This is a genomic window from Pectobacterium polaris, assembly GCF_002307355.1.
GTDB classification, from domain to species: Bacteria; Pseudomonadota; Gammaproteobacteria; order Enterobacterales; family Enterobacteriaceae; genus Pectobacterium; species Pectobacterium polare.
The window spans coordinates 4687198-4710395 of the sequence record NZ_CP017481.1 but is presented as its reverse complement, the minus strand read 5'-3'; the positions used below and the strand labels follow the sequence as shown (position 1 = coordinate 4710395).

Below are 23198 nucleotides of genomic sequence, written 5' to 3'. Positions count from 1 at the left end.
TCACCTGATAAGCCCTGAGTTGGGAGTAAAAATATGAGCGATGATATAGCAGCACTGCCTCTGCAATTTACCGATGCGGCGGCAAGCAAGGTGAAAAACCTGATTGCTGATGAAGAAAACCCAGAGCTGAAACTGCGTGTGTATATCACGGGCGGCGGCTGTAGCGGTTTCCAGTATGGTTTTACCTTTGATGATCAAATCAACGACGGCGATATGACCATTGAGAAACAAGGTGTGGCGCTGGTGGTTGATCCGATGAGCCTGCAATATCTGGTTGGCGGTGCGGTGGATTATACCGAAGGGCTGGAAGGTTCTCGTTTCATCGTGACGAATCCGAATGCGAAATCTACCTGCGGCTGTGGTTCCTCTTTCAGCGTCTGATCCTGCATTGCGGTTATTCACCGACTAAAAAATAAAAACCGTGTCTTGTTGCCGAGACACGGTTTTTTTATAGCAGACATTTTTTATAGCAGACAGTAAGCCAATTATAAGAAGCGTTAAAAAAACACGCCCCCTGTTTTTACTGTGATTACCATTCGACCGTAATCAAACGTATTTCCGTACCCTGTGCAGTTTTTGCCGCAGAGGTCGAAAATTTTGCCTGATCGACCTGAATACGTGACTCAGTAATTTTAGGTTGTGGTACAGAGGCTACGTTACAATTCATTTGATATTGACCGGATTGAGGCGTTACGCCGCATGCCGGTTGTATCGTCAGTTGAGCGTTAATTTGCCCGCCCTGACTCCCTGCATATGCCGTGCTACAGGCCGCCATAAGTAAGCCCGCGTAAAGCAACGCATTTTTCATAGTTAAAGCTACCTGGTGTCAAAGGAACCGATATCGGTTCAAAGTTTTCTCATTTCGTCTTTGCTTTGGCTTTTTCGCCAGATGGTAATCAAAAACATGAATGCTGTTTATGATTCCACCGTTACGTTCAGATTATCGACAACTATTGGCGAAATAAAAGTCGGTTAGTGTTACAACTTGTATACTAATGAAGCTATTGTTAGCGGAATGGTTTCACGGTGTTAATTAACAATCACTTGGCTGACGAAAGCGTGGGTCTTAACTCTGCTAATTGAGAACAAATTTGCCGGGCTGCTAATAGTAAACGAGGGCCGCTGCGGCTAAACCAGTCTTCATTGACGGTAATGACCGGAACCGCTAATTGCGGCTGCCAAAACGCCTGCACGCTGGAAATCCTATCTGGCGCACCGCCTACAATAATGGCCTGCGGCTGGCGTCTTAACACCTGTTCACGACTGACCTGCGGCCAAGGCACCGGGCTGTCGCTAAAGACATTTTCGGCACCGCACAGTGAAACGATCTGGCTTTGCAGCGTCGCTTTCGACGAGGTAAACAGCGGCTGAGTACCAAATTGAATGAAGACCCGCAATGGCGCGGCATTATGCGTCTCGCCAGTGTGTTGGAGTTCGCCTATTTCCTGCTGAAAATCTGTCGCGGCCCGTTCGGCTTGCTCAGGATGACGGCTATAGGTCGCCAGCTGCCGTAGTGACGCTGGGATATCGTCTAACGTCTTCGCATCCAGATAAACGATAGGAATCGAGAAGTTGGCGAGCTGTTCCAGCGGACGCTGCGGGTTGCCCTCGCGCCACGCCAGAATCAGATCAGGCTTGAGGGCGAGGATCTGCTCCAGGTTGATTCCCTGCCAGGAGGCAACCTGCTCCAGCTTTTTGGCTTCTGGCGGGTAATCTGACCAGGCGCTAACCGCAATCAGCTGTTCACCCATGCCTGCCGCATAGGCCATTTCCGTCGCGTGTGGTGCGAGACTGATCACACGCTGCGGAATGGCATAAGCGGCAGAGCAGAGCAGCAGCCCGGTCAGCCAGCAGAGGAACCTGACTGTCACGATTAGCGTGCGGCCAGCTTGGCCAGAATAGCTTCTACCATCCGCGTTGATTGCTGTGCTGCAACACTCAGGAACTCATCGAAACTCAGGTGTGAGGCTTTATCGGCCACATCAGAAATCGCGCGTACCACCACAAACGGGACGGCGAACTGGTGGCAGACATGGGCGATCGCGGTGGCTTCCATTTCTACGGCAATCGCCTTCGGGAAGGTGGTGCGGATACGAGCTAACGGCTCTGCGCCGTTAATGAAGGCATCACCGCTGACAACCAGACCGCGCACGGCGTTCAGCTGCAACTCGGCAATGACTTCCTGCGCCAGTGTGATGAGTTTTTCATCGGCAAGGAAAGCGGCAGGGCAACCCGCCATCTGGCCAGGTTCATAGCCAAAAGCCGTGACGTCGGCATCGTGGTAGCGCACTTCGTCGGAAACGACGATATCACCGACGTTCAATGTAGGTGCCAGTCCACCAGCGGAACCGGTGTTAATGACCACGTCTGGCTTGCTGTGTTCCAGCAGCAACGTGGTGCCCAGCGCGGCGGAGACTTTGCCGATACCGGATTTCAGCAGGGCGACATCCACACCGTTGATTTGTCCGGTGTAAATTTCGCAACCCGCACGCTGGAAGGTCTGACGGTTTTCAATCCGATCGCGCAGCAGCGTTACTTCTTGTTCCATCGCGCCGATAATACCGACTTTCATAAGGTTCCCCGCAAATTCTGTTATAAATGGAAGGCGTATACCTAATGCTGGTCACTGAAGTCCCATTTTAGGGGAAACACAGGGAGAGGTTCCCGCAGGGATGCCTCACTCCTGTGGTCGCACCGTGTATATCGGATCGTTAAATGACCAGCATTAGGTGTATATCGCGGATGTTAGTCTATCATGGCTAGCGGGATGAGATGGAGTGTCCATCATTGTGCTGTAGCGGGATGACATGGAGAACCGTATGTCTGGTATCGATTTCGCCAAAAAAATGAGCTTTCAGCGCCATTTCAGCCGGCCTAAAACGGCTGAGGATGAATATACGATTGTGCGCCAGTTTGAGAGCGATCGGGGTCGTATTATTAACTCCGCTGCCATTCGCCGCTTACAGCAAAAAACCCAGGTCTTTCCGCTAGAACGTAATGCAGCCGTCCGCTCGCGTCTGACCCATTCGATGGAAGTTCAGCAGGTTGGCCGCTATATCGCTAAAGAGATTTTGCACCGCCTGCAAGTCGAGGGGCGGCTGGCGTCATTGGGGCTGGACGACAGAGAAACGCCGTTTGAAAGCCTGGTTGAAATGGCGTGTCTGATGCATGACATCGGCAATCCGCCGTTTGGACATTTTGGCGAATCCGCGATTAATCAATGGTTCAGAAAATTGCTGGATAGCCACTATCTGGACAGTGAATCCCCGGAACGCGTCGATGACTGCAAAGTGCCTACGCTGCGGATGCAGCAGGATGGACTGGACGATCTGCGCGGGCAAATCCGGCAGGATCTGAGCCATTTTGAAGGCAACGCACAGGCGATCCGTCTGGTGCATACGTTGCTGAAGCTCAACCTGACCTACGGGCAGGTGGCCTGCATTCTGAAATACACCCGTCCCGCGTATTGGCACGGCGAGCTTCCGGCGGATTACCATTATTTGATGAAGAAGCCGGGCTACTATCTGTCAGAGGAAGCGTTTGTCGCCACACTGCGTGAAGAGCTGGATATGGGCGAATTTCATCGTCATCCGCTGAGCTACATTATGGAAGCGGCCGACGATGTGTCCTACTGCATCGCGGATCTTGAGGATGCTGTCGAGAAAGATATCCTCACGATCGAAGAACTTTACGATCGTCTGCGCGAAAATTGGGGCGCAGGCGCAGAGAAAGATATCTTCGCCAAAACGATTGAACGTGCTTACAAAGAACGCGAACGCTTTCAATGGCGTAGTCATGACGATCAGTTCTTCATGAATCTTCGCGTTTACACCGTAGGGCAGATGGTGCCACATGCTGCACTACGTTTTATCGATAACCTGCCGGAAGTCTATGCCGGTTCGTTTAATCAGGCATTACTTGAGGACGACAGCCCGCAGAACCGCCTGTTAGGTATTTTCAAACGTGTCGCCTTAAAGCACGTTTTTAACCATCATGAAGTTGAACAGCTTGAGCTACAGGGTGACCGCGTGATTCGCGGCCTACTGGATATTTATAGCCCGCTGCTCGAGATGCCCTATCAGGATTTCAGTCAGCTTGTCCGCGACGATACGCACAAGCGCTATCCGATTGAAACACGGCTTTACCACAAGCTATCCAGCAAGCACTGTCTGGCCTATTGTGAAGCGGTTGTCGCGCTGGAAGGATTACCAGAAACCGAGCGCGTCATCCGTGAATATTATTATCGGGCGCGTCTGATTCAGGATTACATCAGCGGTATGACCGATTTGTACGCCTACGACGAATACCGCAAGCTGATGGCCGCGGATTAGCGATGAACAGGCCGCAATGGAAATCGCGACTTTTGTAAAGCCGTTCAATATTTCCTTACGCTTCACGATCTTCCCCTTGGGAACCTTGTTGGTCCATATTTATCTCATACAGCACGACCACTGAGTGTACCCGGTGTCGGGTACACGGGCCGTAAGACTCGCGTGTTGATTACTATGAGATAACCTCCTATGAAAAGAAAATCACTGGTTCTGAGTGCGTTGGCGTTAAGTCTGGCGATGGCAATGGGCTCCACCACGGCGAATGCCGCTGAGTCAGCGGCGTCTGTTGCGTCATCGGGTCAATTACCCAGCCTGGCCCCTATGCTGGAAAACGTCATGCCTTCCGTGGTGAGCATCTATGTGGAAGGGCATACCACCCATGCGGGCAATGCGGGAAAAGAAGGTATCCCACCGCAGCTTCAGCCGTTTTTTGGTGAAAACTCGCCTTTCTGTCAGGAGGGATCGCCGTTCCAGTCATCGCCGATGTGTCAGGGAGACGGTGACGACGACGGTCAGCCACCGCAGCAGGAAAATTTCCAGGCGCTGGGCGCGGGTGTCGTGATTAATGCAGAAAAAGGCTATGTGGTGACCAACAGCCATGTGGTGGATAACGCCGATAAGATTCAGGTTCGACTCAGCGATGGCCGCAAGTATGACGGCAAAGTGTTAGGCAAAGACCCGCGTTCGGATATCGCGCTGGTGCAGTTGAAAGACTTTAAAAATCTGACGGCGATTAAGGTTGCGGATTCTGACCAACTGCGGGTCGGTGATTACACGGTAGCGATTGGTAACCCGTATGGTCTGGGCGAAACGGCGACATCGGGCATTGTGTCCGCGCTGGGGCGTAGCGGGTTAAATATTGAAAATTACGAGAACTTTATTCAGACCGATGCGGCCATCAACCGGGGGAATTCCGGTGGTGCGCTGGTGAATCTGAATGGGGAATTGGTTGGGCTGAATACCGCGATTCTTGCTCCAGATGGCGGCAATATCGGGATTGGTTTCGCTATCCCCAGCAATATGGTGAAAAGCGTCGTGGCACAGATTATCGAATTTGGCGAAGTGAAGCGCGGCGAGCTGGGTATCACCGGGACGGAGTTGAACTCCGAACTGGCGCAGGCGATGAAAGTTGATGCCCAGCGTGGTGCCTTTGTGAGCCAGGTGCGGCCAAAATCGGCGGCAGATGAAGCGGGCATCAAGGCTGGTGATGTGATCGTCACGCTGAATGGTAAAGCTGTCAGCAGCTTCTCTGCATTGCGTGCGCAGGTTGGATCGCTGCCGGTGGGCAGCAAAGTGGCGCTGGGACTGCTGCGTGAGGGCAAACCGCTGACGGTTGAGGTGACGCTGCAACAGAGTAATCAGGCTCAGGTAGCTTCCGGTAATCTCTATTCTGGCATTGAAGGTGCCGAGCTGAGTAATACTCAGATAGACGACAAAAAAGGCGTCAAAGTGGATAACGTTAAACCCGGTTCCGCGGCGGCTAAGGTTGGCCTGAAGAAGGACGACATTATTCTGGGGGTTAACCAACAGCCAGTACAGAATATTGGTGAGTTGCGTAAAATTCTGGACAGCAAACCGGCCGTATTGGCCTTGAACGTTCGTCGCGGTGACAGCACGATTTATCTGCTGGCTCAGTAATCGAGCTGTTCAGCGTGTAAGTTAATAATTACCTTTTAAGACAATTTGTTACGTTACTTATCTGGCCGGGTACTCAGGTACTCGGCCACTTCTCGCTTCTCTATGAAAGTGCTTTTGTGAGTTCTTCCACAGATTTAATCTAATTCCCGTTTCTTTGTTAATTTGCACAATGTGTGGCGCACCGAGTGGCGGTATGCTGGTGCAATTGTCAATGTTCCTCTCAGAGGTAAAAATGGCGTCGTATCATCTCAATGCCAAGATGGCACAGGATATTGTCGCGCGGACCATGCAGATCATTGATAGCAATATCAACGTGATGGATGCTCGCGGTAAGATTATCGGCAGTGGCGATCAGGAACGATTGGGGGAACTGCACGAAGGAGCGCTGCTGGCGCTTTCGCAGGGGCGAGTTGTCGATATTGATGATGCCGTAGCGCGTCACCTGCACGGCGTGCGTCCGGGCATCAATTTACCTTTGCGCATTGACGGCGAAATCGTTGGCGTCATTGGCCTGACGGGGAATCCCAGCCAGCTACGGCAATACGGCGAGCTTGTCTGCATGACGGCGGAAATGATGCTGGAGCAGGCGAGGCTGTTGCATATGCTGGCGCAGGATAGCCGTCTGCGTGAAGAACTGGTTCTGAACCTGATTCGCACCGACGATCTGTCTCCCGCCCTCATGGAGTGGGCGCAGCGTTTGGGTATTGATCTGAATAAGCCTCGTGTCGCTGCGGTGATCGAAGTGGACAGCGGGCAGCTCGGTGTCGACTCTGCCATGGCAGAGCTACAGCAGTTGCAGACGTTGCTGACCACGCCGGAACGCGACAACCTCATTGCTATCGTTTCTCTGACGGAAATGGTGGTGCTAAAACCGGCGCTGAACAGCCACGGGCGCTGGGATGCAGAGGAACACCGGCGTCGCGTGGATACGCTGATGTCGCGTATGGCTGAAAGCAGTCGGCTGCGAGTGCGGCTGGCGCTGGGGAACTATTTTTCTGGCCCCGGCAGTATCGCGCGCTCCTACCGAACGGCACGAACGACCATGAGCGTAGGTAAGCAGCGTATGCCCGCCCAGCGCTGTTATTACTATCAGGATTTGATGTTGCCCGTGCTGCTGGACAGCCTACGCGGCGGCTGGCAGGCAAACGAGCTGGTGCGTCCGCTCTCGAAGCTTAAAGCAATGGATGGCAATGGTCTGCTGCGTCGGACGCTGGGGGCTTGGTTCCGTAACAACGTCCAGCCCGGTGCGACGGCGAAAGCGCTCTTTATCCACCGCAATACGTTGGAATATCGCCTTAATCGTATCTCTGAATTGACGGGATTAGACCTGGGGAATTTCGACGACCGTCTGCTGCTGTACGTAGCTTTGCAGCTGGATGAAGAAGAGTAGGGCAGAAAGACACGTCGTTTTACGTCCACCGTGATTCAAGCTGGCCTTCCATCGTATTCACCTGATGCCGCATGGCATCAGGGTTATCTCATATTCAGTCGTAAAATATTCCCACTGCAACAAAATTGCTTAGACTGAAAACTATTACATAATCATTAACAATATAACGCGATAGCATAAATTATCGCGAAACAATATTTTTGCCCCTTCCTTATATCCACTATTGTCACTTCCATGTTGTCAGCCTGATAGACCCATCCTATTTCAAGCGACATGTACGCAGTTCAAATCAATAACGCTTTGTCCGGCAAATCGAATTATTTAAGTTATTAATCAGTCACATCCATCATGATTTTATCTGATACTTTCGAGCATTAGGGAGTGATAAGAATGTCAATACGTCGTCTGGGGTTATCTGTTGCTACGGCAGCACTGTTGTTTTCCGGTGTGGCCTCGGCGGCTACCGAACTATTAAACGTGTCTTACGATCCGACGCGTGAACTCTATCAGCAATACAATGCGGCGTTTATTAAGCATTGGAAAGCTACCACGGGTGAAGATATCTCTATCAAAAACTCGCACGGTGGTTCTGGAAAGCAGGCTCGCTCGGTGATTGACGGTTTGCAGGCCGACGTGGTGACGCTGGCGCTGGCTGGTGACATTGATGCATTAAACCTGAATCAACCGTTGATCGATCCTAAATGGCAGGCACGTCTGCCTGACAACAGCACCCCTTACACCTCCACCATCGTTTTTCTGGTGCGCAAAGGTAATCCAAAGCAAATCAAAGACTGGAACGATCTGGTTAAGCCGGGCGTTGAAGTGATCACGCCAAACCCGAAAACCTCTGGTGGTGCGCGTTGGAACTTCCTGGCAGCGTGGGCCTATGCCAAAGCGCAACCGGGCGGCAATGATGAAACTGCACTGAAATTTGTCACTGAGCTGTATCGCCATGCGCCAGTACTGGATACCGGTGCGCGTGGGGCAACCATCAGCTTTGTGCAACGTCAGCTAGGCGATGTGCTGCTGGCATGGGAAAACGAAGCTTATCTGTCTCTGCACGAACAGGGCGGCGATCAGCTTGAGATCGTGACGCCGTCTCTGTCTATTCTGGCAGAACCGCCGGTTGCCGTTGTCGACAAAGTCGTTGAGCGTAAGGGAACGCAGAAACAGGCTGAAGCCTATCTGCAATACCTCTACAGCGATGAAGCACAGCGCATCATCGGTAAAAATTTCTACCGTCCACGTAATGCCAAGATCGCTGAAGAGTTTAAAGATCAGTTTGCACCGGTGAATCTGGTGACGATTGATAAGGATTTCGGCGGCTGGAAAGCGGCACAGGACAAATTCTTTAACGACGGCGGTGTGTTCGACGCCATCTTTAAAGAGATTAATAAGTAAGTTTTTAATGTCTGACGGATTAAGGCCGCTATCACCATAGCGGCTTTTTTCAGGTTAAGAAGGCAGAGGATCTGCCGCCTTAATTCTGTCAGGTAGCGCGCGTCGGCAAGCAGTTGTTGGCTGGGTAGTGAGTATGAAAATTAAAGGCACGGTATGTCACAACGTTCTTCCTCAGTGATCCCCGGTTTCGGGCTAACGTTAGGGTTTAGCCTGAGCTATTTAGGATTAATAGTCCTCATTCCGTTGGCGGGGATGTTTTTGTATGCCAGCCAACTAACGTTTGGTCAGTTTTGGGATCTGATCACCAGCCGTCAGGTGCTTTTCTCCCTGCGGCTTTCGTTTGGTACGGCGCTGGCGGCGGCGTTTATTAACGGCATTCTCGGGACGCTGCTGGCCTGGGTGCTCGTGCGGTATACCTTTCCCGGCCGTAAAGTGATCGATGCAATGATCGATATGCCCTTCGCGCTGCCAACCGCCGTGGCGGGGATTGCGCTGACGGCGTTGTATGCGCCGAATGGCCTGATTGGCTCGCTGTTTCCGTTCAAAATTGCCTACACCAGTATTGGTATCACGCTGGCGCTTATTTTCGTCACGCTGCCTTTCGTGGTCAGAACGCTGCAACCGGTGCTGGCTGATATTCCCAAAGAAGTGGAAGAAGCTGCCGCCTGCCTTGGTGCGCGTCCGCTTCAGGTTTTCCGCCATGTCTTGCTTCCTGCATTGTTACCAGCGTGGCTGACGGGCTTTGCGCTGGCCTTTGCCCGCGGCGTTGGAGAATACGGTTCTGTGGTGTTTATCGCGGGGAATATTCCGTTTAAAACCGAAATCCTGCCGCTGCTGATCGTCTCCAAGCTCGATCAGTATGACTACAAGGGAGCAACCGGGATCGGCGTATTCATGCTGCTGGTTTCTTTCATTATGCTGCTGCTGATTAACGTGTTGCAGCGCCGCATTCAACCGAAACTGTAAGGGCCGGTCGTCATGGAACAGGTTATTTCCGCTCAGGCCAATGCGGCTAAAAGAAAAAAACAGCCCGCCGCCTATTACATTCTGGTTTCACTCGCGTGGGTCGTCTTTTTCCTGATTCTGGTGCTGCCGTTGATGATGGTGGTGACTCAGGGGCTGGATAAAGGCATCGGTGCATTTTGGGACGCGATTACCGAACCGGATGCGATCTCTGCGCTTAAGCTGACACTACTCGCGACCGTCATTTCTGTGCCGTTAAATGTGGTGTTCGGGCTGGCAACCGCGTGGTGTGTGACGAAATTCGAGTTTCGTGGCAAGAGCTTTCTGCTGGCGCTGATCGACTTGCCGTTCTCCGTTTCGCCTGTGGTTGCAGGACTGGTGTATGTGCTGCTGTTTGGGGCACAAAGCTCGCTCCATCCTTTTCTGCTCGAACACGATCTGCAAATTGTTTACGCCGTGCCGGGCATCGTACTAGCGACCATTTTCGTCACGCTGCCTTATGTTGCCCGTGAGCTGATTCCGCTGATGGAAGAGCAGGGCTCGCAGGAAGAAGAAGCGGCGAGACTGCTGGGGGCGAACGGCTGGCAAATGTTCTGGCACATCACGCTGCCAAATGTGAAATGGGCGCTGATTTACGGCGTGGTGCTGTGTACCGCGCGTGCAATGGGGGAATTTGGTGCCGTTTCCGTCATTTCCGGTCATATCCGCGGTCTGACGAACACGCTGCCGCTGCATATCGAAATTCTTTATAACGAGTACAACATCGTTGCCGCTTTCAGCGTGGCGATTCTGCTGCTGCTAATGTCGCTAGTGGTGTTGCTGCTGCGCCAGTGGAGTGAAGGTCGATTGACGAAGCAAATACAGAAACAACAGGAGTTGGCCAAAAATGAGCATTGAGATTCGCAATATTAATAAACAATTTGGCCAGTTCCGGGCGCTGAACGAGATTAATTTATCGATCCACAGCGGTGAGCTGGTGGCGCTGCTGGGGCCATCGGGCTGTGGTAAGACGACGCTGCTGCGTATTATCGCCGGGCTGGAACAGCCGGATAGCGGCAGCATTATTTTCCACGGTCAGGATGTGTCCGTTCACGATGTGCGTAAACGCAACGTGGGGTTTGTATTTCAGCACTATGCGCTGTTCCGCCACATGACGGTGTTCGATAACGTGGCGTTTGGGCTGCGAATGAAGCCGAAAAATATCCGGCCATCAAAGAGTGACATCGAAAAGAAAGTACATGAATTGCTGAATTTGGTGCAGTTGGACTGGCTGGGGGATCGTTACCCTGAACAGCTTTCCGGCGGCCAGCGTCAGCGTATTGCACTGGCGCGTGCGCTGATCGTCGAACCGAGCATCCTGCTGCTGGATGAGCCCTTTGGCGCACTGGATGCCAAGGTACGTAAAGAGCTGCGCCGCTGGCTGTCTCAGTTGCATGAAGATATCGATCTGACGTCGGTATTTGTGACGCACGATCAGGAAGAAGCGATGGAAGTCGCCGACCGCATCGTGCTGATGAACAAAGGCGTGATTGAACAAATCGGCACGCCAGCGGAAGTGTATAACAACCCAGCCAGCGAGTTTGTTTACCATTTCCTTGGCGACAGTAACCGGCTGAAAGTGGCGCAGACGGAAGAGACGATTCTGTTCCGTCCTCATGAAGTGTCGTTATCCGTTCAGGCGCAAGAAGGCTATCAGGCGGTGACAGTGCGAGATATTCGCCCACTCGGTGCCTTAACACGCCTGTCGTTGAAGCTGGGTGAGCAGTCGGAACTGATTGAAGCGGAAGTCGCAAAAGATGATGCAAGCCTGCACGGGCTACAGAAAGGCGATGTGATTCAGTTCAAACCTAAGCGTTATAGCCACGATTGGGAAATCTGATCGACAGAGCATCGAAATAAAAAAACCCGCGAATCCGCGGGTTTTTTGCTTTTGTCGTCAACACCAGCCGGGTGGCAAGGATTAGCGATAAGCGGGGTTAGAGGCAACAGAATAGCGACCGCTACCGACCAGCATGATGATAATGCCAGCGAAGAAATAGAGTGCTTCCAATTCCAGCGCCCAGGCACCCACGTTAGTCAGCGTGAAGAATTTACCTGTGCCAACCATCAGCGTAGCAACAACCAGCGTCAATGCGGCAATCAGGCCTGAAATACGGGTAAATACGCCCAGAATAATCAGAATTGGGGCAACAACCTCGCCGATATAAACGCCATAAGCGATAAAACCTGGCAGACCTGCGCCTTGCAGCATTTGTACGATCCAACCTACACCGTGCTCAATTTTTGCTACGCCATGAAACAGCAGCAGAATACCCACAGTTAAACGCAGTAAAAGTTTACCTGCATCAGGATGATCGGTTAAACGCGTGAACCACTGATTCAACTGAGCAATCATAATAGACAACCTCATTAAGTGAGCAAAAAATGCTTATTGGTAATGTTTGTTGGCAATGCTTTGTATAGGGCGGCAGTGTCGTTGATTTAGGGGTTGAATAGAAAACCAATAAATTTGATGTTTTCTGTCAAAAAATTACGTGAACGTCGTAAACGCAGATAAGCATAGCACCGCAATTGCGGCGGTCTAATGATGGATGGGAATAATGCAATAACAAGATGTTATGAAAAAGGAACGTAGTCTCAATGGCTGAAGGTCAGAGGAATGGATTGCATAAAGGGAATCGTGTTAGAGGGGATGCAGTGTGGAACCTATCTTGGATGCGACAGGTTCCTTTTTCATAATCGGTTTATGCGTCGCCAAGCAGTGCCTTTTTGGCTGCATTGAGAAAGTCGTCCGACAAGGCATCGCCCGCCGTTGCGCGTGCTAACGTTAGCGCGCCGGATAACAGGGCGAATTGCGCCAGAGCATGCAGTCGGCGCTGTTCTTTATCTTCTATCGTCGATAGCGACTCCAGCCTGTCCAGCATGGCTCTGACACCGCTGAGATAAACTTCACGTACCGGTTTGTCTTCACTTTCTCTGGCTATGTCGCTGGCTAACGCAGTGAGCGCACAGCCATCCTTAGCACCGTCACGATGGGCGGGAGAAAGATAGTGTTCAACCATCGTTTGCAGGTTATGTTGATCTGCGTGCTGACTTATTTCTTGCCAGCGGGAATTGGAACCCTCAAGTGCTTTTCGGCTGGCGATGGCAGCGAGTTCATCTTTAGAAGCAAAATGACCATAAAAGCCACCGTGAGTTAAGCCGGCTGCGGCCATCAAGTCGTTCACGCTGACGCCGTTCAGGCCCCGTTCACGAAAGAGCTGTGAAGAAACCTGAATGATTTCCTCTCGGTTACGCTCCATCTGCTGTTTTGATACACGGGCCATTCTGTTCTCCTCTTTCTGTCAGGCATCATCTTAGGGTATGAAAAAGCCAGACTCAATAGATGATGCCTTTCATCAATAGCCGGATCAGGCCCGTGGCGGCCACGGTGTAATAATATGAGCGCTATCACCTCCCTGAGCCCGAGGCAATGAACCCGCGATTTGATCGTGCGGCGTTCCCAGCGAAATAGCACTGACGTCGTCCAGTCGCGCGACCTGATCGTCGCTGAGTGCCACATTTAATGCGAGCAGCGTATCATCCAACTGTGCCAGCGTGCGGGAGCCCAGAATAGGGATCAGGCTGGTGCTAGCGCGGGCTGACTTATGCCGCAGCCAGGCGATGGCAATTTGTATTGGCATGACGTTTAAGTCGTTTGCCACGCGAAATACCTCGTCCAGCAAGGCTGTGTCTTGCTCGGTGTGTACGAGTCTTCCGCCAAAGCCGATCAGACGACCTTCTTTACTTTTGCGGTATTTGCCCGTCAGCAGGCCGCCACCCAGCGGAGACCAAAGCGTCGCTGCCAACCCCATCGCTTCTGCCATCGGCAGCAGTTCTCGCTCTGCGGTGCGCTGTACCAGACTGTATTCCACCTGAAGGCCAGCAATTCGCGACCAGCCGCGCAGCTCCGCGATGGTATCTGCTCGGGCAATGCGCCAGGCCGGGAAATTAGAGAGGCCTGCGTACTGGATTTTTCCTGCTCGAATGAGATCGTCGAAAGTGCGAATAATCTCTTCCAGCGGGGTTAATTGGTCATCAAAGTGTGCCCACAGCACATCGATACGATCGGTGTTAAGTCTCTTAAGGCTGTTTTCTACCGATGAGATCATATTCTTACGGCTATTGCCGGTTCGAGATATTCCTGCTTCCGGTAGGGCGCTTAAGGTGTACTTTGTCGCCACAACAAAATGATCGCGATCTGCGGCAATGAATTCTCCGACCATTTGTTCAGATTGACCGACCTGGTAAGCATCTGCTGTATCAATGAAGTTACCGCCCGCGTTGGTATAACGATCAAATACCTGTTTAGCCTGTTCTTTTTCAGAGCCATAGCCCCAACCAGTGCCAAAATTTCCTGTTCCGAGAGCAAGTTCGGAAACGCGTAAGCCGGTGTTGCGCCCAAAAGTCGTGTATTTCATACCGTGCCTCTATATTTAAATGTCGATTGACATCTATTATATATGTCATACATCATTTATGAGTGCAAGCAGGGTGGTATTCTCTTTACGGGAGGCAACGCTAACGGGGGTTGCTTAACTGCATGAATTGAGTTTCTAATCGACATTCAACGCCGCGATGACGTTAAACCATAAAAGGAAATATTTATGTCTGATGATGTTCTGTTTCGTCCCTTCACGTTGAAAGGGTTAACTCTTCCTAACCGTATTGTTATGGCACCGATGACGCGAGGGATGGCTGAAAACGGCATTCCTGGCCCCGCGCAGGCGGAATATTATCGCCGCCGTGCGGAAGGGGGAGTCGGGCTGATTCTGACAGAAGGAACGGTAGTCGATCGTCCTGCTTCGCGTAATATGCCAGGAATCCCGCTGTTTCATGGCGAAACGGCGTTGGCCGGTTGGGACGCGGTGGCGAAAGCGGTTCATGCCGCTGGTGGCCGTATTGGGCCGCAAATTTGGCATACGGGTTCAACCCACGGACGTGGCTGGGAGCCTGATGCGCCTGTTGAAAGCCCATCGGGACTGGTTGGCCCAGACGAGCCTCGTGGTGTGGTGATGACCGAAGAAGATATCGCTGATACCGTGGCGGCTTTTGCTCGCGCTGCGGCGGATGCGAAACTATTAGGTTTTGACACGCTGGAGTTGCATGGTGCACATGGTTACCTGATCGACCAATTCTTCTGGCCGGGCACGAATAAGCGTGAAGATGCCTTTGGTGGCGCAACGATCCGTGAACGCTCTCGCTTTGCCGCAGCCATTATCCGTGCTGTCCGGGCTGCTGTTGGTGAAGATTTCCCGTTGATTCTGCGTGTGAGTCAGTGGAAACAGCAGGACTACAGCGCACGGCTGGCGAGTTCCCCACAGGAGATGACGGATTGGCTAGCGCCGCTGGTTGAGGCGGGCGTGGATATTCTTCACTGTTCTCAGCGCCGTTTCTGGGAGCCTGAATTCCCGGAGGTTGATGGGGCGGAAGGGCTGAACTTTGCCGGTTGGGCGAAAAAATTGACGGGTGCGGCGACAATCAGCGTTGGTTCAGTGGGGCTGACCTCAGATTTCTTTGCCGCGTTTGGCGGTGAAGGTTCTGGCACTGCGGCACTGGACAATTTGTACGCACGGATGGAGCGAGAAGAGTTTGACCTGATCGCGGTAGGCCGAGTCCTGCTTTCTGATGCGCAATGGGTGCAAAAAGTGCGTTCTGGACAGACTGATAAATTACGCGGTTTTGATGCTGCGGATTTAGCCGTACTGGCGTGATTTTCAGGTGCCGTAGCTGAATAGGGCTGCGGTACTTCATTGAATTTTTGGAAGGTTAATGCGGAACAATTGAGTAGAATTTTATCTACACAACATATGCAGCAGATAATATTTGGTGGATTTACTTCAGATGGGGAATCACTTTGCGGAAGTGGTGGGTCGTGCAGGATTCGAACCTGCGACCAATTGATTAAAAGTCAACTGCTCTACCGACTGAGCTAACGACCCGCAGAAGTGGTGGGTGATGACGGGATCGAACCGCCGACCCCCTCCTTGTAAGGGAGGTGCTCTCCCAGCTGAGCTAATCACCCACTTCTGAACTACATTTACTTCAACTTCTAATAAGAAGACCAGCTGGTATGAGATTGGTGGGTGATGACGGGATCGAACCGCCGACCCCCTCCTTGTAAGGGAGGTGCTCTCCCAGCTGAGCTAATCACCCAATCTCAAATCTTCTTACTCTACACAGCGAGACACTTTTTACTTAAAAATCGTAAAGAGTGGTGGGTGATGACGGGATCGAACCGCCGACCCCCTCCTTGTAAGGGAGGTGCTCTCCCAGCTGAGCTAATCACCCCCGCTGTGTGGAGTCGCATTATAGGGATCCTTGAATATGAGTCAACGCTTTTTAAAACTAAAATGATTGTTCGTTGCAAAATTAGTCAAGACGTCGTATTTATCGCCGCTGGTGCTGCATCCTTGCGCAATTCAGCCTGTTATCTTGCTATCGCTAGCAGAATAAAAGCCTGTGCGGCATGTTACGGCGTTGAGGAATCGAAGCAGAGTGATAGAATGTTGCCCACTTTTGTTCTCTGAGCTTATGTCGGTCTATGCCGACAGCCGTTGCGTAATAAGGCTGTAATCCCAAATGAAAATCAAAACCCGTTTCGCCCCTAGTCCTACTGGCTATCTTCACGTCGGCGGCGCTCGTACCGCACTGTACTCTTGGCTGTTTGCCCGTCATCATGACGGCGAGTTCGTGCTGCGTATTGAAGATACCGATCTGGAGCGTTCAACTCAGGACGCGATTGATGCCATTATGGATGGTATGAACTGGCTGAGCCTGAACTGGGATGAAGGCCCTTACTACCAGACTAAACGTTTTGACCGTTACAACGCGGTTATCGATCAGATGCTGGAAAATGGCACAGCCTATAAGTGCTACTGTTCTAAAGAGCGTCTGGAAGCGCTGCGTGAGCAGCAGATGGAAAATGGTGATAAGCCACGTTACGACGGCTGTTGCCGTGGCTCTCACGAACATCATGCTGATAATGAGCCGCACGTCGTGCGTTTCCTCAACCCGCAGGAAGGCTCGGTCATCTTCAATGACCGCATTCGCGGGCCGATCGAATTCAGCAATCAGGAACTCGATGACCTGATTATTCGTCGTACTGACGGCTCACCGACCTACAATTTCTGTGTCGTTATCGATGACTGGGATATGGAAATCACGCACGTTATCCGTGGTGAAGACCATATCAACAACACACCGCGCCAGATCAACATCCTGAAAGCACTGGGCGCACCCGTGCCGGAATATGCGCATGTGTCGATGATCCTGGGCGACGACGGTAAGAAATTGTCCAAACGTCACGGCGCTGTGGGTGTAATGCAATACCGCGATGACGGCTATCTGCCGGAAGCTCTGCTGAACTATCTGGTGCGTTTAGGCTGGTCGTCTGGCGATCAGGAAATCTTCTCTATGGATGAGATGAAATCGCTGTTCTCGCTGGATGCCGTCAACAAATCGGCGAGCGCTTTCAATACTGAGAAGCTGCAATGGCTGAACCATCACTATATTAACCATTTACCCGCAGAATACGTGGCGACGCATCTGTCATGGCATATCGAGCAGGCTGGAATTGATACCCGCACCGGGCCGCAGCTGAGCGAACTGGTTGGCTTGCTGGGCGAGCGTTGCAAGACGCTGAAAGAAATGGCGGATTCTTGCCGTTATTTCTATGAAGATTTTGCTGAGTTTGATGCCGATGCTGCGAAGAAACACCTGCGTCCGGTTGCCCGTCAGCCGCTTGAGCTGGTACGTGAAAAACTGGCCGCGATTACCAGTTGGACGCCAGAGAACATCCATCATGCCATTCAGGGCACGGCGGACGAACTGGGTCAGGGCATGGGTAAAGTCGGTATGCCGCTGCGCGTTGCGGTAACCGGCGCGGGTCAGTCTCCTGGCGTTGACGTGACTGTGCATGCGATTGGTCAACAGCGTTCGCTGGCGCGTATTGATAAAGCGCTGACGTTCATCGCCGAGCGCGAAGCGCAGCAGTAATCGTTATCGTGTGAATCGCGTTATACAAGACGAGCCCCGGTCAGAAACCGGGGTTTTTTTATGGCGTGCTATGGGGATTATTGGCCAGCGATAGCGACTGCTTTGCCGATGGCATCGGGGATCACGTCGCCGTGCCCTTTACCGGGGAACAGAATAAAGTCGGCTTTTGTGCCTTGTTCGTTGAGCTGTGCGACCAGCGCTGTTGCTCTTTCCACCATTTTTCTTTGGCTGAGCCGTTCAGCCCGTTTTTCATCAACAGGTTTACCTGCCTGCGTTTTGGCTGGCTCATCTTCATTTGCCCCTGCCGTGACGGTAATTGATGGTGGCGGTGTAGCGATCAGCGGCGTTCTTGCCGGAATCACAACGCCATTTCCCCACCAGATAGACGGGCTTGCAGCAACATAACGCTGGAAAGATTCGGTGTGGTTAAAAAGCGTATAGAGCGTAAACAGACCGCCGAAAGAGTGCCCGGCCAGCGTTTGTTTTTGCTTATTTACGGCGTAGTTCGCTTCAACCCAAGGCTTTACCGTGGATTGCAGGAATTGATAAAACGCCTCAGCTTCGCCGCCTGCGGCAAAATCTGGATCAGTGAGCGTTGTCGGCGGTGTGTAGTCACGCGTTCTGGCGGGAACATCGTAAGGCTTATCGATCGGATAGCCGATAGCGACAATCAGCGGTGCCGCACCATTCTTCGCGTTATAGCGGTTTACGGCAACGGGAAACTGAGCGTTGCCATCCAGCATGTACAGAACCGGATAGCCACCTTCAGGCACGGGTTGGCGGGGAAGTGCAATAAAAAGCCGATAGGCATGCTGTGCATCGCTTTTCATCTCAATTTGCCTGATCTCAAATTGAGCTTTTGCTTGTTCGGTCATATCAGGAATGGTTGGCTGCGCCCGAACAGGCAACATGCCAGAGGTAGATACCATCAGAGAAAATACAATCATAGGAACATAGCGCATGTGATGGGGCTTATTATATAGGAGGCAGAAGCGTAACGTGAAGTGATGATAATAAATCGCGTTATCGTTAGCAGCTTTTTTATTGTGCTTATGATGAGATGACATCGAAATTGTCGTCTGTTTTTTCTTACCTTTGGCGTCTTTTTCAGCGGTTAATCGGATAACCGGATTTAGCCGTTGACACTGCGAATCGGGTTTCATATTATGCGACGCGTTCGCACAGTACTTGCTTTTATGGTTATGCTGTAAGATACGGGGCTATAGCTCAGCTGGGAGAGCGCTTGCATGGCATGCAAGAGGTCAGCGGTTCGATCCCGCTTAGCTCCACCAAACACTCCCTCTGTTTGGTTGATTATCACGAACATTCCACACGTTGTGGGGCTATAGCTCAGCTGGGAGAGCGCTTGCATGGCATGCAAGAGGTCAGCGGTTCGATCCCGCTTAGCTCCACCAAATCATCGTATTACCTCTTATTTCATCCCGTTTTTTCGATTTATCCGTATTCAATCAACGTCTTTCGTTTGCTCAATACTTTTCGATTACTTGTAATCCATTCTTTGTAAACGATTCTTTGTAAACCATTCTTTGTAAACCATTCTTTGTAAACGACAGTCGGCTGCCTTCGTTTTTTGAAGACAACCAAACCGTTATCTCTTAAGCCTCTTCCGGAAGCCTTGGCGTCCAGTCTATTGGCGACAGTCCTTGCTGTTCCAGAAGCTGATTAGCCTGCGAAAAATGCTTACAGCCCAAGAAACCGCGGTGTGCAGACAGTGGGGAAGGGTGCGGCGATTTCAGAATATGGTGGCGCTGCTGATCAATGATGTTGCCTTTTTTCTGGGCATGCGAGCCCCATAGCAGAAAGACCAGACCTTCCCGCTGTTCATTCAATGCCGCGATGACACGGTCAGTAAACGTTTCCCAGCCCAAATTAGCATGCGAATGCGCCTGTCCGGCTTCAACGGTTAATACCGTGTTGAGCAGTAAAACGCCTTGCTCCGCCCAGCTTTGCAGGAAACCGTGCCGTGGAATTTCAAATCCAGGGATGTCGCTCGCCAATTCTTTATAAATATTACCCAGAGAAGGCGGAGCGGGTACGCCAGGGCGTACAGAAAATGACAGCCCGTGTGCCTGATTTGGGCCGTGATAGGGATCTTGTCCCAGAATGACGACTTTGACCTGATGCAGTTCAGTAAAGCGGAACGCGTTGAAAACATCTTTCTGCGGAGGATAGATAGTCTTACCCGCTGCACGTTCTTTCCCAACGAATTCAAGGGTATTAATGAAGTAAGGCTGCTGCTTTTCTTGTGCCAGCACGTCATGCCAGGTGAGAGAGGTCGCCATCATGCACTCTTTTTTTACAGGTTGAATGGTGTTGTGGGTAGCTTACCGATCTATCGTGCCGAGGTAAAACCGTAACCGTTGTTGTCGTAATGAAAACGCCTTTTTTTGAAAAAAAATTGAAAATTTACAAAAATATTTGCAATTAGGTGTGCTGGTAAAATTGATATAAAACAATAAATTGCCTTCGCGTGGTTAAGTGGTGGAGTTTTAAAATTGATTTAAGTCAAGGATATCCCGTTATCAGGCTGGTATATAAGAGAGTAGATACAAACAGTTTTATACGATCGTTACGAAATCTGGCAGTTTTTTACCGATAGCGGTTTTAACTCGGTCAGGTTTTAACTAAGACCGTTTTTAACTAAGTCAGTTTTTAACTACGTTCGTTTTTAACTAAGACAATAACACGCCGTTTTACGGAGGCAATTATGGTTACTGGTATTCAAATCACCAAGGCTAACGACAGCGCGCTGATCAATTCTTTCTGGTTGCTGGATGAAGAAAAATCACAGGCGCGTTGCGTGTGTGCTAAATCGGGTTATAGCGAAGATCAAATCGTTCCGGTGAGCGATCTGGGTCAGATCGAGTATCGTGAAATTCCGCTGGAAATCAAACCTGAAGTGCGTGTAGAAGGTGGTCAACACCTGAACGTGAACGTTCTGCGCCGTGAGACGCTGGAAGATGCCGTTAAGCATCCGGAAAACTATCCGCAGCTGACCATCCGCGTATCTGGCTACGCTGTGCGTTTCAACTCGCTGACGCCAGAGCAGCAGCGTGACGTTATCGCTCGTACTTTTACCGCAAGCCTGTAAGTTGTAATTTAAGCCTTAACAAAACAAGCCTTAACAAAAAGGGAGCCGAAGCTCCCTTTTTTACATCTCTATTTTATAGAAATTTTATTTGGCAGAGGGTTCGTCAGTTTTCTGCGTTGGTTGACGACGCTTACCCACATTTTTAGCATCGCGCTGGCGAACTTTTACCTTCACCTTTTCTTTTTCCTTCTCTTTCTTCTCTTGCCGCTTAGCTAGCACTTTTTTCGACGGTTTCCCCGTCGTTTTAGCGCTTGGTGCTTTAGTCTCTGGGCGGAGTTCTTCAATGACGCGCGGCTTTAGCGGTTCATTCAAGTAGCGGCTGATTTTTCCCAGCAGCAGATGGTCGTGTGCTTCGACGAAAGAGATAGCACAGCCTTTACGACCGGCGCGACCGGTACGGCCAATACGGTGTAGATAGGTGTCCGATGTGCGCGGCAAATCGAAGTTAAATACGTGGCTGACATCGTTAATATCAATACCGCGTGCCGCAATATCCGTTGCTACCAGCACGTTGACACGCCCGTCGCTGAGACGTTTGATCGCCTCATTACGTTTGGCTTGCACCATTTCGCCTTCGAGATAGCAGGAGTTAATGCCAGCTTCACGCAGCCAGGCAACCAGCTCATGCACACGCTCACGCTTACGTACAAAAACGATAGAACGCGTCACGTCCGGCTGTTTTAACTGGTGGCAGAGCAGTGCCGTTTTGTGTTTGAGATCGTCAGCGCGGTAATACCATTGCAGAATTTTTTTACGTTCCCGACGCGATGGGTCGGATTCGATTTCAACAGGTTCGTTGAGCAGGCGCTCGGCGAAATCTTTGATCGCGTCCCCTTCCAGCGTCGCAGAAAACAGCAGAGTTTGCTTGCGCCAGCGGGTTTCTCCGGCGATATGTTCAATATCCTGAGCGAAGCCCATGTCCAGCATTCTGTCCGCTTCATCCAGAATCAGCGTTTCTACCGCGCGGCAATCGAAGTTTTCTTCTTTAATGTATTGCAGCAGACGGCCCGTCGTCGCGACGACGATATCCTGATTTTCACTGAAGACTTCCGCGTGGTTCATGTAGGCCACGCCGCCAGTGATCGTGGCGATATCCAGGTGCGTATGCGCTGCAAACGCTCGCGCCTGATCGGCCACCTGCATGGCGAGTTCACGGGTTGGCGTGAGGATCAGAATACGAGGTGGACCCGATTTTTTACGAGGGAAATCGATAAGATGCTGCAAAACCGGCAGCAGATAGGCGGCGGTTTTACCTGTTCCTGTTGGCGCGGAACCCAGTACGTCGCGGCCTTCCATCGCCGGCGGGATCGCCTCAGCCTGAATCACGGTTGGGCGCTCGTAGCCCATGTCGCGCAGGGCGTCTAACAGGCTTTCATCAAGATCAAGCTCGGAAAAATTGGTTACAGTCATGGTCTACCTCTATTTGGGGCGCCGATTATAGACGGATTGGCCGATTTCTTCACCTGTTTAAGCAGACATCGGCACTTTTCCTGTACTGATGTTTCACCTATGCTACTGCGGTTTGCGTTTGGAATCTTATTTTCATGAGTCATCAGGCTGATAATAAACTGACATTGCGTCGGGATGGATTTACCTTCAAGCAATTCTTTGTGGCGCACGATCGCTGTGCCATGAAGGTGGGGACCGACGGCATTTTGCTGGGGGCCTGGACGCCGGTGTCTTCAGCCACGCGGATTCTGGATATCGGCAGCGGTACCGGACTCCTCGCGCTGATGCTGGCGCAACGTTCTGAACCACACGTTCAGATTGATGCCATCGAACTGGATAGTGCCGCCAGCGATCAGGCGAAAGAAAACATTGCCGCCTCGCCATGGGCAGACAGAATAACGGTGTACGCTGAAGATATCGTCGGTTTTGCTGAGACGCGAAGCGCCACCTATTCGTTGATTATCAGTAACCCGCCTTATTTCCCGCCGGGGATCGCGTGCGGGTCAGTTCAGCGCGATCAGGCTCGCTATACCACGTTGTTAACTCATGAAGCGCTGTTGCGCTGTGCTCATCAACTGCTGATGCCTGAAGGACTTTTCTGCGTTGTACTGCCCGTTCTGGTTGCAGATAGCTTTATTCCGCTGGCGCAGCAGCACAATTGGCACGTTCACCAGCAACTTCGCGTATCGGAACAGGAGGAGAAACCTGCGCATCGCGTTTTGCTGGCGCTGTCTCGTCAGGAAAGAGAATGTCTGAATTCCTCATTGGCCATTCGTGATGCAGAAAGGTGTTACTCAACGGACTTCCAGCAACTGACAAAAGATTTTTATCTCTTTATGTAGATGGCAGACGCTTTGTTGCTGCGTCTGCCTTTTCT

Annotated in this window: 20 protein-coding genes, 6 tRNA genes and 1 pseudogene; 14 read left to right on the top strand and 13 right to left on the bottom strand. The window is 51.5% G+C overall.

Translation table 11 applies throughout. The features are described 5' to 3' along the window. Positions 1–33: 33 nt before the first annotated feature. Positions 34–381 carry an iron-sulfur cluster insertion protein ErpA gene (erpA, locus tag BJJ97_RS21230; protein ID WP_005969047.1) on the top strand — a complete coding sequence of 116 codons (348 nt, stop codon included), beginning with the start codon at positions 34–36 and terminating at the stop codon, positions 379–381. A gap of 148 nt (positions 382–529) precedes the next feature. Here erpA and BJJ97_RS21225 read toward each other — a convergent pair whose 3' ends face one another. The 3 genes from BJJ97_RS21225 to mtnN form a co-directional block, all read right to left on the bottom strand. Beyond that, entirely contained in the window at positions 530–808 is a 279-nt protein-coding gene (locus tag BJJ97_RS21225; RefSeq protein WP_095700294.1) for a hypothetical protein, read from the bottom strand. Positions 809–1040: 232 nt separating this feature from the next. Next, entirely contained in the window at positions 1041–1871 is an 831-nt protein-coding gene (gene btuF, locus BJJ97_RS21220; RefSeq protein ID WP_095995244.1) for a vitamin B12 ABC transporter substrate-binding protein BtuF, read from the bottom strand. A 2-nt stretch (positions 1872–1873) separates the two neighbouring features. Then, complete coding sequence (gene mtnN, locus BJJ97_RS21215; protein WP_048257761.1) at positions 1874–2572, bottom strand: 5'-methylthioadenosine/S-adenosylhomocysteine nucleosidase; 699 nt, start codon at positions 2570–2572, stop codon at positions 1874–1876. Positions 2573–2819: 247 nt separating this feature from the next. On the opposite strand from mtnN, the gene dgt reads away from it, so the two are divergent. The 7 genes and pseudogenes from dgt to BJJ97_RS21180 form a co-directional block, all read left to right on the top strand. Next, positions 2820–4331: a dGTPase gene (gene dgt, locus BJJ97_RS21210; protein WP_095995243.1), complete on the top strand. Its 1512-nt coding sequence runs from the start codon at positions 2820–2822 to the stop codon at positions 4329–4331. 189 nt (positions 4332–4520) lie between these two features. Then, positions 4521–5969: a serine endoprotease DegP gene (gene degP, locus BJJ97_RS21205; protein WP_095995242.1), complete on the top strand. Its 1449-nt coding sequence runs from the start codon at positions 4521–4523 to the stop codon at positions 5967–5969. A gap of 232 nt (positions 5970–6201) precedes the next feature. After that, entirely contained in the window at positions 6202–7359 is a 1158-nt protein-coding gene (locus BJJ97_RS21200) for a CdaR family transcriptional regulator (RefSeq protein ID WP_010280713.1), read from the top strand. A 396-nt stretch (positions 7360–7755) separates the two neighbouring features. Then, positions 7756–8760, top strand: a complete 1005-nt coding sequence (locus tag BJJ97_RS21195; RefSeq protein WP_370761520.1) for a sulfate ABC transporter substrate-binding protein — start codon at positions 7756–7758, stop codon at positions 8758–8760. A gap of 153 nt (positions 8761–8913) precedes the next feature. Further along, positions 8914–9726 (top strand): sulfate ABC transporter permease subunit CysT, encoded by an 813-nt coding sequence (gene cysT / locus BJJ97_RS21190; protein WP_039486599.1) that lies wholly within the window; start codon positions 8914–8916, stop codon positions 9724–9726. A gap of 12 nt (positions 9727–9738) precedes the next feature. After that, complete coding sequence (gene cysW, locus BJJ97_RS21185; RefSeq protein WP_039486602.1) at positions 9739–10620, top strand: sulfate ABC transporter permease subunit CysW; 882 nt, start codon at positions 9739–9741, stop codon at positions 10618–10620. After that, positions 10610–11554, top strand: a pseudogene (locus tag BJJ97_RS21180) (sulfate/molybdate ABC transporter ATP-binding protein); the annotation flags it as partial. The gene cysW and the pseudogene BJJ97_RS21180, both read left to right, overlap by 11 nt. A gap of 129 nt (positions 11555–11683) precedes the next feature. On the opposite strand, the gene BJJ97_RS21175 reads toward BJJ97_RS21180, so the two are convergent. From BJJ97_RS21175 to BJJ97_RS21165, 3 genes are all read right to left on the bottom strand, one after another. After that, the gene (locus BJJ97_RS21175) at positions 11684–12118 is read right to left on the bottom strand and encodes a DoxX family protein (protein ID WP_095700287.1); all 435 of its coding nucleotides are present in this window, start codon (positions 12116–12118) and stop codon (positions 11684–11686) included. A gap of 349 nt (positions 12119–12467) precedes the next feature. Continuing rightward, positions 12468–13049, bottom strand: a complete 582-nt coding sequence (locus BJJ97_RS21170) for a TetR/AcrR family transcriptional regulator (RefSeq protein WP_095995241.1) — start codon at positions 13047–13049, stop codon at positions 12468–12470. An 84-nt stretch (positions 13050–13133) separates the two neighbouring features. Next, positions 13134–14183, bottom strand: a complete 1050-nt coding sequence (locus BJJ97_RS21165) for an aldo/keto reductase (protein WP_095995240.1) — start codon at positions 14181–14183, stop codon at positions 13134–13136. A gap of 186 nt (positions 14184–14369) precedes the next feature. Here BJJ97_RS21165 and BJJ97_RS21160 point away from each other — a divergent pair, with 186 nt between their 5' ends. Further along, the gene (locus BJJ97_RS21160; protein WP_095995239.1) at positions 14370–15476 is read left to right on the top strand and encodes an NADH:flavin oxidoreductase; all 1107 of its coding nucleotides are present in this window, start codon (positions 14370–14372) and stop codon (positions 15474–15476) included. A 152-nt stretch (positions 15477–15628) separates the two neighbouring features. Here the strand turns inward: BJJ97_RS21160 and BJJ97_RS21155 are convergent. The 4 genes from BJJ97_RS21155 to BJJ97_RS21140 all read right to left on the bottom strand — a co-directional run bounded on the left by BJJ97_RS21155 (position 15629) and on the right by BJJ97_RS21140 (position 16053). Beyond that, positions 15629–15704, bottom strand: a tRNA-Lys gene (locus BJJ97_RS21155). A 7-nt stretch (positions 15705–15711) separates the two neighbouring features. Further along, positions 15712–15787: transfer RNA gene (locus tag BJJ97_RS21150), tRNA-Val, on the bottom strand. Between the two features lie 55 nt (positions 15788–15842). Next, positions 15843–15918 (bottom strand) — tRNA-Val (locus BJJ97_RS21145). A 59-nt stretch (positions 15919–15977) separates the two neighbouring features. Next, positions 15978–16053: transfer RNA gene (locus BJJ97_RS21140), tRNA-Val, on the bottom strand. Between the two features lie 291 nt (positions 16054–16344). Here BJJ97_RS21140 and gltX point away from each other — a divergent pair. Continuing rightward, on the top strand, positions 16345–17760 hold the full coding sequence (gltX, locus tag BJJ97_RS21135; protein ID WP_095995238.1) for a glutamate--tRNA ligase: 1416 nt from the start codon (positions 16345–16347) through the stop codon (positions 17758–17760). 77 nt (positions 17761–17837) lie between these two features. Here the strand turns inward: gltX and BJJ97_RS21130 are convergent, their stop codons facing one another. Next, entirely contained in the window at positions 17838–18707 is an 870-nt protein-coding gene (locus BJJ97_RS21130) for an alpha/beta hydrolase (protein WP_227003551.1), read from the bottom strand. A 269-nt stretch (positions 18708–18976) separates the two neighbouring features. On the opposite strand from BJJ97_RS21130, the gene BJJ97_RS21125 reads away from it, so the two are divergent. Next, a tRNA-Ala gene (locus tag BJJ97_RS21125) sits at positions 18977–19052 on the top strand. A 47-nt stretch (positions 19053–19099) separates the two neighbouring features. Further along, positions 19100–19175, top strand: a tRNA-Ala gene (locus BJJ97_RS21120). 201 nt (positions 19176–19376) lie between these two features. On the opposite strand, the gene ung is transcribed toward BJJ97_RS21120, so the two are convergent. Next, positions 19377–20063: a uracil-DNA glycosylase gene (ung, locus tag BJJ97_RS21115; protein ID WP_012822888.1), complete on the bottom strand. Its 687-nt coding sequence runs from the start codon at positions 20061–20063 to the stop codon at positions 19377–19379. A gap of 425 nt (positions 20064–20488) precedes the next feature. On the opposite strand from ung, the gene grcA reads away from it, so the two are divergent. Beyond that, complete coding sequence (gene grcA / locus BJJ97_RS21110; RefSeq protein ID WP_005973551.1) at positions 20489–20872, top strand: autonomous glycyl radical cofactor GrcA; 384 nt, start codon at positions 20489–20491, stop codon at positions 20870–20872. A gap of 84 nt (positions 20873–20956) precedes the next feature. On the opposite strand, the gene srmB is transcribed toward grcA, so the two are convergent. Then, entirely contained in the window at positions 20957–22282 is a 1326-nt protein-coding gene (gene srmB, locus BJJ97_RS21105) for an ATP-dependent RNA helicase SrmB (RefSeq protein ID WP_095700277.1), read from the bottom strand. Between the two features lie 134 nt (positions 22283–22416). Between srmB and trmN the strand changes: the two genes are divergently transcribed. Further along, positions 22417–23163 (top strand): tRNA(1)(Val) (adenine(37)-N(6))-methyltransferase TrmN, encoded by a 747-nt coding sequence (trmN, locus tag BJJ97_RS21100; protein WP_095995237.1) that lies wholly within the window; start codon positions 22417–22419, stop codon positions 23161–23163. Positions 23164–23198 lie beyond the last annotated feature (35 nt).

Coding starts and splice junctions, on each gene's coding strand:
- erpA (WP_005969047.1), top strand. CDS start 34: ATGAGCGATGATATAGCAGCACTGCCTCTGCAATTTACCGATGCGGCG.
- BJJ97_RS21225 (WP_095700294.1), bottom strand. CDS start 808: ATGAAAAATGCGTTGCTTTACGCGGGCTTACTTATGGCGGCCTGTAGC.
- mtnN (WP_048257761.1), bottom strand. CDS start 2,572: ATGAAAGTCGGTATTATCGGCGCGATGGAACAAGAAGTAACGCTGCTG.
- dgt (WP_095995243.1), top strand. CDS start 2,820: ATGTCTGGTATCGATTTCGCCAAAAAAATGAGCTTTCAGCGCCATTTC.
- degP (WP_095995242.1), top strand. CDS start 4,521: ATGAAAAGAAAATCACTGGTTCTGAGTGCGTTGGCGTTAAGTCTGGCG.
- BJJ97_RS21200 (WP_010280713.1), top strand. CDS start 6,202: ATGGCGTCGTATCATCTCAATGCCAAGATGGCACAGGATATTGTCGCG.
- cysT (WP_039486599.1), top strand. CDS start 8,914: ATGTCACAACGTTCTTCCTCAGTGATCCCCGGTTTCGGGCTAACGTTA.
- cysW (WP_039486602.1), top strand. CDS start 9,739: ATGGAACAGGTTATTTCCGCTCAGGCCAATGCGGCTAAAAGAAAAAAA.
- BJJ97_RS21175 (WP_095700287.1), bottom strand. CDS start 12,118: ATGATTGCTCAGTTGAATCAGTGGTTCACGCGTTTAACCGATCATCCT.
- BJJ97_RS21170 (WP_095995241.1), bottom strand. CDS start 13,049: ATGGCCCGTGTATCAAAACAGCAGATGGAGCGTAACCGAGAGGAAATC.
- BJJ97_RS21165 (WP_095995240.1), bottom strand. CDS start 14,183: ATGAAATACACGACTTTTGGGCGCAACACCGGCTTACGCGTTTCCGAA.
- BJJ97_RS21160 (WP_095995239.1), top strand. CDS start 14,370: ATGTCTGATGATGTTCTGTTTCGTCCCTTCACGTTGAAAGGGTTAACT.
- gltX (WP_095995238.1), top strand. CDS start 16,345: ATGAAAATCAAAACCCGTTTCGCCCCTAGTCCTACTGGCTATCTTCAC.
- BJJ97_RS21130 (WP_227003551.1), bottom strand. CDS start 18,707: ATGATTGTATTTTCTCTGATGGTATCTACCTCTGGCATGTTGCCTGTT.
- ung (WP_012822888.1), bottom strand. CDS start 20,063: ATGGCGACCTCTCTCACCTGGCATGACGTGCTGGCACAAGAAAAGCAG.
- grcA (WP_005973551.1), top strand. CDS start 20,489: ATGGTTACTGGTATTCAAATCACCAAGGCTAACGACAGCGCGCTGATC.
- srmB (WP_095700277.1), bottom strand. CDS start 22,282: ATGACTGTAACCAATTTTTCCGAGCTTGATCTTGATGAAAGCCTGTTA.
- trmN (WP_095995237.1), top strand. CDS start 22,417: ATGAGTCATCAGGCTGATAATAAACTGACATTGCGTCGGGATGGATTT.